The sequence below is a fragment of the Flavobacterium sp. LAR06 genome (assembly GCF_041946075.1).
Lineage (GTDB): Bacteria > Bacteroidota > Bacteroidia > Flavobacteriales > Flavobacteriaceae > Flavobacterium.
Genome location: NZ_JAUTYT010000004.1, coordinates 67,320 through 80,005 on the forward strand (window position 1 = coordinate 67,320; position 12,686 = coordinate 80,005).

At 34.3% G+C, this 12,686-nt stretch carries 15 protein-coding genes; 11 read left to right on the forward strand and 4 right to left on the reverse strand.

The window, feature by feature from the left end:
* Positions 1–23: 23 nt before the first annotated feature.
* The 6 genes from Q7C23_RS07105 (at position 24) to Q7C23_RS07130 (ending at position 4,460) form a co-directional block, all read left to right on the forward strand.
* Positions 24–413: a DUF1398 domain-containing protein gene (locus Q7C23_RS07105; protein WP_375031856.1), complete on the forward strand. Its 390-nt coding sequence runs from the start codon at positions 24–26 to the stop codon at positions 411–413.
* A 20-nt stretch (positions 414–433) separates the two neighbouring features.
* Positions 434–1,258 (forward strand): ThuA domain-containing protein, encoded by an 825-nt coding sequence (locus tag Q7C23_RS07110; RefSeq protein ID WP_375031857.1) that lies wholly within the window; start codon positions 434–436, stop codon positions 1,256–1,258.
* A gap of 11 nt (positions 1,259–1,269) precedes the next feature.
* Positions 1,270–2,118 carry a sulfurtransferase gene (locus Q7C23_RS07115; protein ID WP_375031858.1) on the forward strand — a complete coding sequence of 283 codons (849 nt, stop codon included), beginning with the start codon at positions 1,270–1,272 and terminating at the stop codon, positions 2,116–2,118.
* 138 nt (positions 2,119–2,256) lie between these two features.
* Complete coding sequence (locus Q7C23_RS07120; protein WP_375031859.1) at positions 2,257–3,498, forward strand: ATP-binding cassette domain-containing protein; 1,242 nt, start codon at positions 2,257–2,259, stop codon at positions 3,496–3,498.
* A gap of 5 nt (positions 3,499–3,503) precedes the next feature.
* The gene (locus tag Q7C23_RS07125; RefSeq protein ID WP_375031860.1) at positions 3,504–3,776 is read left to right on the forward strand and encodes a hypothetical protein; all 273 of its coding nucleotides are present in this window, start codon (positions 3,504–3,506) and stop codon (positions 3,774–3,776) included.
* A gap of 69 nt (positions 3,777–3,845) precedes the next feature.
* On the forward strand, positions 3,846–4,460 hold the full coding sequence (locus tag Q7C23_RS07130) for a hypothetical protein (RefSeq protein ID WP_375031861.1): 615 nt from the start codon (positions 3,846–3,848) through the stop codon (positions 4,458–4,460).
* Between the two features lie 108 nt (positions 4,461–4,568).
* Here Q7C23_RS07130 and Q7C23_RS07135 read toward each other — a convergent pair whose 3' ends face one another.
* Both Q7C23_RS07135 and Q7C23_RS07140 read right to left on the reverse strand, forming a co-directional pair.
* On the reverse strand, positions 4,569–5,612 hold the full coding sequence (locus Q7C23_RS07135) for an RluA family pseudouridine synthase (protein WP_375031862.1): 1,044 nt from the start codon (positions 5,610–5,612) through the stop codon (positions 4,569–4,571).
* Positions 5,602–6,225, reverse strand: a complete 624-nt coding sequence (locus tag Q7C23_RS07140) for a PASTA domain-containing protein (protein WP_375031863.1) — start codon at positions 6,223–6,225, stop codon at positions 5,602–5,604. The genes Q7C23_RS07135 and Q7C23_RS07140 overlap by 11 nt, the downstream gene beginning before the upstream one ends.
* Before the next feature lie 286 nt (positions 6,226–6,511).
* On the opposite strand from Q7C23_RS07140, the gene Q7C23_RS07145 reads away from it, so the two are divergent.
* The 5 genes from Q7C23_RS07145 to Q7C23_RS07165 all read left to right on the forward strand — a co-directional run bounded on the left by Q7C23_RS07145 (position 6,512) and on the right by Q7C23_RS07165 (position 10,221).
* Complete coding sequence (locus Q7C23_RS07145; protein ID WP_375031864.1) at positions 6,512–7,483, forward strand: D-alanine--D-alanine ligase; 972 nt, start codon at positions 6,512–6,514, stop codon at positions 7,481–7,483.
* Between the two features lie 127 nt (positions 7,484–7,610).
* Positions 7,611–8,303 carry a DUF421 domain-containing protein gene (locus Q7C23_RS07150; protein ID WP_375031865.1) on the forward strand — a complete coding sequence of 231 codons (693 nt, stop codon included), beginning with the start codon at positions 7,611–7,613 and terminating at the stop codon, positions 8,301–8,303.
* Positions 8,304–8,332: 29 nt separating this feature from the next.
* Positions 8,333–8,983 (forward strand): hypothetical protein, encoded by a 651-nt coding sequence (locus tag Q7C23_RS07155; RefSeq protein WP_375031866.1) that lies wholly within the window; start codon positions 8,333–8,335, stop codon positions 8,981–8,983.
* A gap of 54 nt (positions 8,984–9,037) precedes the next feature.
* Entirely contained in the window at positions 9,038–9,496 is a 459-nt protein-coding gene (gene coaD, locus Q7C23_RS07160; protein WP_026982220.1) for a pantetheine-phosphate adenylyltransferase, read from the forward strand.
* 146 nt (positions 9,497–9,642) lie between these two features.
* Complete coding sequence (locus Q7C23_RS07165) at positions 9,643–10,221, forward strand: PhnA domain-containing protein (protein ID WP_310295860.1); 579 nt, start codon at positions 9,643–9,645, stop codon at positions 10,219–10,221.
* A gap of 170 nt (positions 10,222–10,391) precedes the next feature.
* Here the strand turns inward: Q7C23_RS07165 and Q7C23_RS07170 are convergent, their stop codons facing one another.
* Both Q7C23_RS07170 and Q7C23_RS07175 read right to left on the reverse strand, forming a co-directional pair.
* Positions 10,392–10,841 (reverse strand): hypothetical protein, encoded by a 450-nt coding sequence (locus Q7C23_RS07170; protein ID WP_194655626.1) that lies wholly within the window; start codon positions 10,839–10,841, stop codon positions 10,392–10,394.
* Positions 10,842–11,188: 347 nt separating this feature from the next.
* A complete protein-coding gene (locus Q7C23_RS07175) occupies positions 11,189–12,538 on the reverse strand; it encodes a DEAD/DEAH box helicase (protein WP_375031867.1) in 1,350 nt (449 codons plus the stop codon).
* Positions 12,539–12,686 lie beyond the last annotated feature (148 nt).

A 12,686-nucleotide genomic window follows, 5' to 3' on the forward strand; every position in this document is an offset into this window, starting at 1 on the left:
TTGATAACTAAAACTAAAAATATATGTTTACAATCGAACAAATCAAAGAAGCACATGCTAAAGTAAAAAGCGGAGCAGATTTCCCAAACTACATACAAGATTTAATCATTTTAGGCGTAAAAGGCTATGATACGTTTGTCAATGACGGACATACTGAATATTATGGTGTAAATAATTATACCGTTGCCTCTGATGAAAAATATGATTTAATACCAATTTCGTCAACAGTAAATAAAGAACGCTTTATCGAGTTTTTAGTAGCGCATCAGGACGGACAGACTGATTATATGACTTTTTGTAATCAATGTGGGCAATGCGGAATAGCAAAATGGAGAGTTGATATTATCGAAATGACTTGTATTTATTTTGATCTGGCCGGTAATGAAATACTAATCGAAAAAATTCCAGGCTAGTCTGATAAAAATAGATCTCTATGTCTAAAAAATATATTCTGATTGCTCTTTTTTCGATTTGCTTTTTAGGATTTTCACAAGCTAAAAAAGCAAGTCCAAAATTTAAAGTAATTGCTTTTTATACGGCAAAAAATGATCAGGCACATATCAGTTTTGTTCACGAAGCCAATAAGTGGTTTCCTAAAATTGCGGAAGAAAATCATTTTGAATATGATTCCACCAGTAATTGGGATAATCTGAATGCTAAATTTTTGGAGCAATATAAAGTAGTATTGTTTTTAGACACAAGACCAGAAACTTCAGATCAGCGTGTGGCTTTCCAAAAATATATGGAAAACGGTGGCGGATTTATTGGATTTCATTTTTCGGCTTTTGCTTTAAATAATTCTTCTTATCCGCAAAACTGGGATTGGTATCATAATACTTTTTTAGGTTCCGGCGAATACGGAAGCAATACCTGGAGACCTACATCGGCAGTTTTAAGAGTGGAGAATAAAGATCCGATAACGATAGGACTTCCTAAAACTTTTTCATCACAGCCCAACGAATGGTACCGATGGAGTAATGCTTTGACGAAAAATCCGGATATCAAAATTCTGGTAGCGATCGATGAAAGCAGTTTTCCGCTCGGAACCGGACCAAAAGCACATGAAATTTGGCATAGCGGCTACTACCCTGTCGTTTGGACAAATAAAAAATATAAAATGCTCTATATAAACATGGGCCATAATGATATTGATTACGAACACGGAACGAATAAAACACTTTCAAATACTTTTGAAAATGAGAATCAAAATAAACTAATTCTGAATGCCTTACAAATATTCGGAAATTCAAAAAAATAAATGATTTCAAAATGTCACACAAACTTTCTCCTATTATAAATTCTGAAGATTTATTGCCATTAAAAGATTCATCAGAAATTGTTTTAATTGATGCCAGAGCCGGAGTCAATGCTGAAGAAAACTATAAAAACGAGCACTTAAAAGGCGCGCGTTATGTCGATTTGAATCGGGATTTAGCAACTCTTGAAGAAAATCCTGCCAATGGTGGAAGACATCCTTTACCCTCTTTAGAAAAATTTTCGCAAGTACTTTCCACACTCGGAATTTCTCTGACAAGTCACGTTGTTATTTATGATGATAAAAACGGATCAAACGCTTCGTCACGATTTTGGTGGATGTTGAGAGCAATTGGTCATGAAAAAATTCAGGTTTTAAATGGAGGATTACAGGCAGCTATAAAAACTGGTTTTCCAACAAGTTCAGAAATAGAACATTTTGATGCGACTGAATATAAAGTTTCAGCATGGAAATTGGCTGTCGCCGATATCGAAGAAGTCGAAAAAGCCCGAAATAATAGCGAAAACATAGTAATCGATGTTAGAGACAAGAATCGTTTTGATGGTCTCACAGAACCGTTGGATTTAATTGCGGGACATATTCCCGGAGCGATTAACGTTCCGTTTAGCGAAAATTTAAGTGAAGATGGTTTTTATAAATCGGCAGAAGAATTAAATAAAAAATACACCGCTCTTATAGGCGATACAAAACCTGAAAATGTAATCGTTCATTGCGGTTCTGGCGTAACAGCCTGCCACACTTTATTAGCGATGGATTATGCCGGAATTGAAATTCCAAAATTATATGTTGGCTCTTGGAGCGAATGGTCGAGAAACGATCGCGAGATGGCAACCAAAAAATAAAATAGATTAAAAAAAACAACACATAGACACGTAATTATTTGCTACAGATTAACAGATTACAATGATTAATCTTTTTAATCTTTTAATCTGTGGCAAGAAAAATAAATATTACTCTATGCCCACATAAATAATTTTAAAATGCAGCATTGGGATATCCTTTTATCAAACTTAGTAAATAAAAAAACCCTTATAGATCAATTGCTTTCCGGCAGCGCCAAAGGAGAATTAGCCGTTTTTAACAACCAAAAAGGAATTTTGTTTTCAGACATCGCCATTGAAAAATTCATCGAAAAAGAGTATCAGTATGATTCGGTAGAAGCTTCTCCGGAATCACATAGACAACTTCGAACTTTTTCTTCAGGTGAACGCAAAAAAGAATTTTTAAAATACTGCATCAACCAAAAACCTGATTTTATCATTTTTGATAATCCTTTTGATCATTTAGATCAGGCTTCAAGAGTGGTTCTGGCACAATCATTAGAAAAACTAACAGATGATATTGCCATTATTCAATTGGTGAATCGAGTTTCTGATATTTTGGATTTTGTTCCCAACAAAGCACAAATCAAAGACAATTCTTTTGAATTACATCCAATTTCAAAAACGGAGAATCATTTTAAAACGCTAAATACAGCGGCAATTCCAAAAGCGATTGAACCGCATTCTTTCCACGAAAGTGTATTAATCAAAATGGAAAATGTTTCGGTTAGTTATGATGATAGGAAAATCCTGGACAATATTTCATGGACGATAAAACAAGGCGAATTCTGGCAATTAATTGGTCCAAACGGTTCAGGAAAAAGCACGATTTTATCTTTAATTACAGGTGATAATCCAAAAGGATTTGGACAGGATCTATATTTATTCGGAAGAAAAAAAGGAACCGGAGAAAGCGTTTGGGACATCAAAAAGCAAATCGGAATCTTCGCTACTTCTATGACCGATTTATTTCAAAAAGCTCATACGCTGGAAGAAATGATTCTTTCCGGATTTTTCGATTCCATCGGACTTTATATTAAACCAACCACACACCAAAAACAAATTGTTTCGCAATGGCTTGAAGTAATCGAAATGACGCATTTAAGAAAAAAACGTTTTATTGATCTTTCCATCGGTCAGCAAAGAGTTGGATTAATTGTTCGTGCAGTTTTAAAACATCCGCCTCTATTAATTTTAGATGAACCTGTGGAAGGTCTAGACGATGAAAATGTAGATATGGTAATTCAATTGATCAACACAATAAAGCAAGAAACCAATGTGAGCATTTTATATGTTTCGCATCGAATAGAATCCGGCCTAGCTCCTACTTCTGTTTTTGAATTATTACCAGCATCAACGGGATCAATCGGAAAAATAAAATACCACTCGGAGTTAAACTAAAAAGTATGGAAACTAAAGAACTGGAGAACATTATTAAAATTTGTAATAAAGCCACCAGACCACCTTGGAATTCTTTCATAGAAGAAAGAGATCACGAAAGCGGATCAAATTTTATTATGACAGGAGACGAAAATGATAGAGATTATGATATAGAATTTTTTAATATTCGAAAAGATGATCAAGATTTTATCGCGATGTCAAGAAATGTTGTACCTCAATTAGTAAGCGAAATTATACGTCTACAAAAAATATTAAAAGATAGTTCTATTTCATTTTAATCACATTTCAATATGAAGTTTTGAGTTTTCTTATATTGATAAACTTCAGAGTCAAATTAAAACACACAAATGAGAATTAAATCAATAGCTGTATCAGCTGTAGCGTTAATAGCAATTTCATGTTCTACAACAATTTCAACAGCAAATAAAGAATATAAAATTACCAAAGTTTCTAAATTCAAATCAGATTGGCACTTTAAATCCAAAGAATGGTTTTTGCAAAAAGATACCTTAATCGGAATTGGAGGTCCAATGCATTGGGGCGTTATAGAATCTAAAAAGCAGCTTCCAAAAAATTATGAAATCGATTTTAAAGTAAACATGACCAAAGAATCTTTATTTGAGGTTATGTTAAATATCAACAAAGAAAAATACATTAGAACGTATCTGTATCAAATCGATCAAAATATCGTGATTGGACAAGGGGTTTACAGTAAAAACAGCGATGAATATGGTAAACGAGGCGGCCCAACTTTATTCAAAAAGCCAATGAAGTTAGAAAATAACAAATGCTATTCGGTTAAAATAAGAGTTGTCAATAATCAACTGTACTTTTCTGTCAATAACGAAACTTTCTTAGAATGTTCCATCGAAAAAAGCAATTTAAGCCAACAAGGAAAATTAGGTTTCTTAACCAACGGCGAAGTCAAAATAATAGATTTGACCATTAAAACGATTGAATAAATAGACGTAAAACACAAATTCCACTAATGCACACGAAATTAATCTGTGTAAATTAGTGGAATTCGTGTTCAAGAAATTATCTAATTTTCTAATTGACAAATTATCTAATTAGTTTTCGTCTTCTTCAATACTGTGCGTCTTTCCATAATTACGCCATTTCTCAATACAATCCTGAAAATCCTGAGGCAGTTCCGTATCAAAACGCATCATTTCTCCTGTATTCGGATGTACAAAACCAAGTGTTTTCGCATGCAAAGCCTGACGTGGCAATGCTTTGAAACAGTTCTCAATAAACTGTTTGTATTTCGTAAACGTAGTTCCTTTCAAAATCAAATGACCACCGTAACGTTCGTCATTAAACAACGGATGCCCAATGTGTTTCATATGTGCACGAATCTGGTGTGTTCTTCCGGTTTCTAATCTACAGGAAATCAAAGTCACATAACCAAAACGCTCCAAAACTTTATAATGTGTAATTGCTGGTTTTCCAATTTCAGGCTCAGCAAAAACAGCCATTTGCATGCGGTCTTTCAAATGTCTGGCAAGGTTTCCTTCAATCGTTCCTTCTTCTTCAGTAACATTTCCCCAAACCAGGGCAATATATTCGCGTTCAGAAGTTTTGGCTTCAAATTGTTTTGCCAAATGTGTCATGGCCGCTTCCGTTTTAGCCACAACCAAAAGTCCGGATGTATCTTTGTCAATTCGGTGTACCAATCCCGGACGCTCACTGCTGTTCATTGGCAAATTATCAAAATGATGCGCCAAAGCATTAACCAAAGTTCCGGTATAATTTCCGTGACCTGGATGTACTACCATTCCTGGTTCTTTGTTAATCAACAACAAAGCATCATCTTCATAAACAATATTCAACGGAAGATCTTCCGGAAGAATATGGTTTTCAAACGGTGGATGTGATAACATAACCGTTACAACATCAAATGGTTTTACTTTATAATTTGATTTTACCGGAATATCATTTACAAAAATGTTTCCTTCAGTAGCGGCGTTCTGAATCTTATTTCGCGTCGCATTCTGAATCAAATTCATTAAATATTTGTCAATACGCAAAAGCGCCTGACCTTTAGGGACTTCAAATCTGAAATGTTCGAATAATTCGTCTTCCAGATCTAAATTTTCAATATTATTGTTCATCTTTTGGGGTTTCTGTCTCCGGCGTTGCTAAACTGTCTGCTGCCTGACTGTCATCTACATACGTTGCTTTTCCGTCTCCTAAAACCAAGTCGATTTTAGAAGCTTTCAGCACACGATCTCCTACTTTTAAGTTTCTTCCTTTGTAACGCATCTCCAAAACCATGTCTTTTCCAAGGTTCGGAATATAAGTAATCGTTCCCGCTTCAAGACCTAAGGCCTTCAGAGTCGGAACCGCTTCACGATACGTTTTCTCAATTAAATCAGGAATTTTAACTGATGAAAATCCTGAAGAATTAATTTTAATATATATTTTTCTTCCCACTTTTACTTTTGTTCCCGGCAACGGATCTTGCTCAACAACACTGTATTTTGGGAATTCACTTCTATAATCCACACTATCCAAAAGCACGTAATCTAAGTCTAATTCGTCCAATTTCTCTTCGACTTGTTCTTCAGTCAATTTTGATAAATTCGGAACCGCAATTTCATGTCCGTGATCAGTGGTAAAAGTCAACCAATGCATAAACAAATAACCTAAAACCGCAATAATAGCAAATGCTATTAAAATTTGCACGAAAAAAACCCGGCTTGTTAAATACTGACGTAAGCTCATAAATTTATTTTTATTAGTCGCAAAGATAAAGCTATTTCGTTTCAAAAAAAATGATAATTTTGTTTTAGGGAAGAAAGTCGAGTGATTGTCATCCTGAGCGAAGTCCAAGGATAATTTTAAGGAACAATTTCCTGCTGTCCGACTGTATCTTTATGGTGAACCCACCATAAAAGGATGCCGCTCCCATCAGGGCTAGGGCACTCAGTTTCAAAACAAGATTCCGATTAAACGATTTAACAAATCAACAATTAAACAACATTTCGATTAAACAAATAAACAGTAAAACATGAAAAATATTGCCATTATCATGGGCGGGTATTCGAGCGAATATAAAATTTCTCTTATTTCAGGAAACGTCGTTCATCAATATCTTGACAAAACAAAATACAACGGATTCCGAATTCATATTTTTAAAGAAAAATGGGTTTATGTAGACGAAAACAACGCCGAATTTGCCATTGATAAGAATGATTTTTCTGTAACTGTAAACGATCAAAAAATCACTTTTGACTGTGTTTTCAACGCAATTCACGGAACTCCGGGCGAAGACGGATTAATGCAAGCGTATTTCGAATTATTAGGAATTCCACAATCGTCTTGTGATTATTACCAATCGGCATTGACTTTCAATAAACGTGATTTATTATCGGTTTTAAAACCATACGGAATCAAAACGGCAATTTCTTATTACCTAAACAAAGGCGACGTAATCAATACGGAAGAGATCGTAAAAAAAGTGGGGCTACCATGTTTTGTTAAACCAAATAAAGCAGGTTCAAGTTTCGGAATTTCAAAAGTAAAATCGGAAGCCGAATTGCCAATTGCGATTGAAGTGGCTTATAAAGAAGACAACGAAATTATAATCGAAAGTTTCCTTGACGGAACTGAAGTTTCTGTCGGCGTAATCAATTACAAAGGAGAAATTAAAGTGTTACCAATCACAGAAATTGTTTCAGACAATGATTTCTTCGATTATGAAGCTAAATACGAAGGAAAATCACAAGAAATCACCCCAGCCAGAATTTCAGACGAACTAACGCAAAAAGTGGGTGAAACTGCAAAACGTGCTTACGAAGTCTTAAAAATGAAAGGTTTCTCAAGAAGCGAATTCATCATCGTAGACAACGAACCCTACATGCTCGAAATGAACACAATTCCTGGTTTAACAACCGAAAGTTTGATTCCACAACAAGCCAAAGCAGCCGGAATTTCTCTTGAAGATTTGTTCACAAACGCAATCGAGCTAGCTTTGGCGTAGCCAAGATACTAAGGTTCTGAGATGCTAAGATCTCAGAACCTTTTTTTACATAAAAACAATTTATCTGGTTTCCAAAAAAAACCTTTGAACCTTTGCCACTCTGAACCTTTGAACCTCAAAAGAAAAAATGAAACAAATCTTCGAATGGAATAGATTATTCTACAATAATTTACCGGCAAATTTTGCCTTAGAAGTTGTATTTCGCTCCACTGTCATGTTCATCATTTTATTGCTGACTTTAAAATTAGCAGGAAAACGAGGTGTAAAACAATTGTCTATTTTCGAAACGGTAATTATCATTGCATTAGGATCTGCAGCCGGCGATCCAATGTTTTACGAAGATGTAGGTATCGTACCTGCAGCAATTGTTTTTTTAGTTATCATCATTCTATATCGTTCAGTAACCTGGCTGACAGGAAAAAGCAAAAAGTTCGAAGAATTTATTGAAGGAAAAACGGAATGTCTTATTCAGGATGGCAAATTTTCGATTACAACTTTTAAAAAAGAAAGCCTCGCACAAGATGAATTTTTCTCCGAATTACGCATCAAATCTATCGAGCATTTAGGACAGATAAAACATGCTTTTATAGAAACCAGCGGAGAAATTAGTGTGTTTTTCTATGAAGATAAAGAGGTGAAATATGGCTTACCTATTCTACCCGGCTTATTTAACGACAAAAGCAAAAACATTTTAAATGAAGGTGTGCACGCCTGCACCTTTTGCGGCCATACCGAAGAACAAAAAACAGGAACAGCAAAATGCAAAGTTTGTCAAAAAGACGAATGGGTTCCGGCAATCAAAACACTTAGAATAACATAAACCTTAAATTACTTTAATCAAAATAATTTATGCTATTTCTAATTGGAACTCGGGATTCAAATTTAAAAAATGGAGTCATTTTAAATGAAAAATGCCCAAAATGTAAATCGGAAAACGAGTTATATTTCAGCATTTATAGAAAGTACACTCATATAACTTTAATTCCTTTATTTCCTGTTGGAAAATCAGTTTTTATAAAATGTAATCACTGTCAAGAGAACTTTGATTATGAAGATTTATCTGAAAGTACGCAACTTCAACTTCGAAATGAAAAATTAGACAATTCAATTTGGATGTTTTCCGGTTCTGCTGTTTTAGCTTTATTGCTTATTTTTACAATCAATAATTATTTTGATCAAAAAGATGAAACCCGTCTTTTAATAAAAAATCCAGTCGAAGGGGATATTTATAATTTAAAGCTATCAAATGGTTGTTATTCAAACATGAGAATTGACAAAGTAACTAAAGATAGCATTTACACGACTCATAATGATTTTGATGCCTATTTACCGTATGAAGCCGATGATTTGGATAAAGCTGAAAATTATTCTAATCGACAGGCTGCTTATTCAAAAACTGCATTAATACAACTTTATGAAAATGATGAAATCATAAAAATAAAACGAAGTGAGTATCCTATGGAACCACAGAAATCAGAATATTTTCCAATAACAAAATAAAAAAGCCTTTGCGCCTTTGTGCCTTTGTAGCTTTGAACCTTAAAAAGAAAAAAAATGCGAAAAGCCATATTTCCAGGATCATTTGACCCTATTACACTTGGTCACGAAGATATTATCAAAAGAGGAATTTCACTTTTTGACGAAATCGTAATTGCCATTGGTGTTAATGCCGAAAAAAAATATATGTTTTCACTCGAAGAAAGAAAGCAATTTATTGAAGAAACTTTCAAGGATGAGCCAAAAATCTCCGTTATCACTTATGAAGGATTGACCATAGATTTAGCGCATAAGGAAAAAGCGCATTTTATTTTAAGAGGTTTGCGCAACCCAGCCGATTTCGAATTCGAAAAAGCCATTGCACATACTAACAGACGCCTTTCTAAAATTGAAACGGTATTTTTATTAACTGCCGCAAGAACATCTTATATCAGCTCAAGTATTGTTCGTGATGTATTGCGAAATGGTGGCGAGTATGAAATGCTGGTTCCGGATGCGGTTAGGGTTAAAAAATAATAAAGCACAAGTCATTGCGAGGAACGAAGCAACCACACTAACAAACAAACTAAATGTGATTGCTTCGTTCCTCGCAATGACAAAACATAAACTTGCAAGCGAAAGCAATTATAAGTAATTTCGCATCTTTAAAACAAACAGAAATAATGAGCATCGAAAGAGAATTGAACAAACGAAGTGGATCTAAATGTGAACTTTGTGGCGCCGAAGAAAATTTAAAAGTATATCAGGTATTGCCAACGAAAAAAGGCGGACTTGATGAAAGTATATTAGCTTGTAGTACTTGTATTGACCAAATTGAAAATCCGGATAATGTTGATTTAAATCATTGGAGATGTTTGAATGACAGCATGTGGAACGAGAATGTTGCCGTCCAAGTAGTAGCATGGAGAATGTTAAGCCGTATGCGCGCCGCAGGATGGCCACAGGAATTGCTAGACATGATGTATTTAGACGAAGATACTTTAGCCTGGGCACAAGCAACTGGCGAAGGCGAAGATGACGAAAATAAACTGGTTCACCGTGACAGCAACGGAGTTATTTTAGAACACGGTGATTCTGTAGTTTTAATTAAAGATTTAAAAGTAAAAGGTTCAAGCATGGTTGCCAAACAAGGAACCGCAGTTAGAAACATCCGTTTAGACCATGAAAACGCTGAATATATTGAAGGAAAAGTAGACGGACAGCAAATTGTTATTATTACACAGTATGTGAAGAAAATATAATTTTTTTAAGGTCCAAAGGTTCAGAGTACCAAAGGTTCAAAGGTTTACAACTTGACACGAGACTTTAGTCGAATTGGCGAAGCAAACTAAAAAACTTGAAACCTGAAACTAAATAAAAAAGGCTATTCAAATGTGAATAGCCTTTTTTAATTTTATGTTTTTTTTGTAAATTATTTTTGGAATAATTTATTAATCTGATCTTTTACGAATGGTTCAGAAACATTGCTTGTTGCTGAAGAAGCTTCTTTGCTTGAAACCATAAACTGCACTGTAGCTTTCTCAGGAGTAACACTTCCTGTGTAATGCAACCAAATATAATTGTTTGGCAATTCTAATTTAATATCATATAATGGGCTTGCACCAAAACCATTCATGATAATATTGTAAAGACTCGCGTAATCGTTATTAACGTTTTTAAACGTAAATTTTCTCAAGGATGAACCTTCTTCATCGTCGTTCTGAATACTTGTGTAGTATACAGTGTATTCATCTCCGATTTTTTGAATGTAGTTGTTGTTTACTTTTCCTAATTTCTCAACAGGAACAGTTTCAAGAACTTTAATTTGTGCGAAAGAGGCAACACTCAACAATAAAACGGCAATCGTAATAATTCTTTTCATAATTAATTTGGGGTTTATTATTTACTAGTACAATAAACGCAGAAATTATGATAAAATAAAGCGTTACCGGTTAATTTATTAACAAAAGATTAAGATTTTTGTTTAAAATCAATTTTCGTCAGTGAAAACAACAAATTAAAATATTGAAAATCAACAAATTAATCAAGACACAAACATGTAAAAGACCATAGAAAACAACTTAAAATCCCGATTTTACAGACCTCAAAAAGCTTGAAAAAAGAAAAAATTTTACTACAAAAATGACTAAAAATCCATGCGTAGGTTTTCAATTTTATGTCCCTTTAACCTCAAAAAAAGCTGAAACGAGACACCAGAAACAAAAAACCTTACCTTTCCTCTTCCTTCTTCACCACTTTTCTGGCAACCTCAATTTTAAATTTCTTGCCTTTCATTTTTTCATCTTTGATGTTTTTCAACAAATCTTTTACTTTATTGTAACGCACCGCCGCAAACGAAATAAAATCTTTTACTTCAATCAATCCTAAATCACCTTTTTCCAATTTTCCTTTTTGAGAAAAGAAACCAACAATATCAATTTTATTCAGTTTTGTTTTCTTTCCTCCACTGATGTAGATCGTTTGATATTCTGGTGGCTTTGGCAATGTTGTCGTATTCTCAACTTTTAGAACTTCCATTCCGTAGTCGATATAATCCAGTTTCTTTTCACTTTCGTGGATGATAATGTAAGCCGTTCCGGAAGCCTGCATACGTGCGGTACGACCGTTACGATGCGTAAATTCGTCTTCTTTTAAAGGTAAATGATAATGTATTACGTGTTTCATTTCAGGGATATCTAATCCACGTGCCGCTAAATCGGTTGTGATTAAATAACTCATACTTCCGTTTCTAAACTGAATCAAAGCGCGCTCACGCTCATCCTGATCCATTCCGCCATGATAATAGGTAGCATAGATTCCTTTTTCGTTTAACGTATCACTAATACGTTCTGCAGCATCACGGTGATTACAAAATATAATAGCCGATTGTGATTTTAACGAACAAATCAAATTGAATAAACTCTCTAATTTATCTTTTACTGGCGAAACCACCATCTTCATAGAAAGGTTTGCTTTTTCTTCTTCTTCCGGAATAAAATCTAAAACCGTTGGATTAACCACTCTTGTATATCTAGGAATCTCGATATCTGAAGTAGCCGAAACCAAAACCCGTTTGTTCAGTTTTGTTAACTTTCCAATGATATAGGACATTTGCTCATGGAAACCCAATTGCAATGATTTATCAAATTCATCTAAAATTAAAGTCTGGATTTTATCTGTGCGAAAAGTATCTCTGTCGATATGATCGGCAATTCTTCCCGGAGTTCCAATTAAAACCGCTGGTGGATTGCTTAAATTTTTGATTTCAGTATCTATGGAATGTCCACCATAACAAATGTTTACTTTGTATTGCGTTCCCATTTTTTTCCAAACCTGCTCAATTTGTAAACCTAATTCGCGCGATGGCACAAGAATTAAACATTGCACTGAAAGAATTTCAGGCTGTAATAATTCTAAAACTGGAAGCAAAAAAGCCAATGTTTTTCCTGACCCTGTTGGAGAAAGCAGTAAAACATTGTTATCGTTTAAAATTGCGTCTTGAGCAACTTCTTGCATTTCGTTTAGGCTCTCAATTCCTAAATTCGAAAGTATGTTGTTGGAATGGTGTTTTTTATTCATTTTGCAAAAGTAGGTAAAAAAAGTTCAAAAAATTTAACCGCAAAGTTCGCAAAGGTTTACGCAAAGTTCACAAAGTTTTTCTTTTTTAATCTCGCAAAGACGCGAAGTCGCAAAGTTATATTCAGAAAGGCTCTCCGAACTTTGTATT

Coding starts and splice junctions, on each gene's coding strand:
- Q7C23_RS07175 (WP_375031867.1), bottom strand. CDS start 12,538: ATGAATAAAAAACACCATTCCAACAACATACTTTCGAATTTAGGAATT.
- Q7C23_RS07155 (WP_375031866.1), top strand. CDS start 8,333: ATGCTATTTCTAATTGGAACTCGGGATTCAAATTTAAAAAATGGAGTC.
- Q7C23_RS07150 (WP_375031865.1), top strand. CDS start 7,611: ATGAAACAAATCTTCGAATGGAATAGATTATTCTACAATAATTTACCG.
- Q7C23_RS07130 (WP_375031861.1), top strand. CDS start 3,846: ATGAGAATTAAATCAATAGCTGTATCAGCTGTAGCGTTAATAGCAATT.
- Q7C23_RS07125 (WP_375031860.1), top strand. CDS start 3,504: ATGGAAACTAAAGAACTGGAGAACATTATTAAAATTTGTAATAAAGCC.
- Q7C23_RS07165 (WP_310295860.1), top strand. CDS start 9,643: ATGAGCATCGAAAGAGAATTGAACAAACGAAGTGGATCTAAATGTGAA.
- coaD (WP_026982220.1), top strand. CDS start 9,038: ATGCGAAAAGCCATATTTCCAGGATCATTTGACCCTATTACACTTGGT.
- Q7C23_RS07145 (WP_375031864.1), top strand. CDS start 6,512: ATGAAAAATATTGCCATTATCATGGGCGGGTATTCGAGCGAATATAAA.
- Q7C23_RS07110 (WP_375031857.1), top strand. CDS start 434: ATGTCTAAAAAATATATTCTGATTGCTCTTTTTTCGATTTGCTTTTTA.
- Q7C23_RS07140 (WP_375031863.1), bottom strand. CDS start 6,225: ATGAGCTTACGTCAGTATTTAACAAGCCGGGTTTTTTTCGTGCAAATT.
- Q7C23_RS07170 (WP_194655626.1), bottom strand. CDS start 10,841: ATGAAAAGAATTATTACGATTGCCGTTTTATTGTTGAGTGTTGCCTCT.
- Q7C23_RS07115 (WP_375031858.1), top strand. CDS start 1,270: ATGTCACACAAACTTTCTCCTATTATAAATTCTGAAGATTTATTGCCA.
- Q7C23_RS07105 (WP_375031856.1), top strand. CDS start 24: ATGTTTACAATCGAACAAATCAAAGAAGCACATGCTAAAGTAAAAAGC.
- Q7C23_RS07135 (WP_375031862.1), bottom strand. CDS start 5,612: ATGAACAATAATATTGAAAATTTAGATCTGGAAGACGAATTATTCGAA.
- Q7C23_RS07120 (WP_375031859.1), top strand. CDS start 2,257: ATGCAGCATTGGGATATCCTTTTATCAAACTTAGTAAATAAAAAAACC.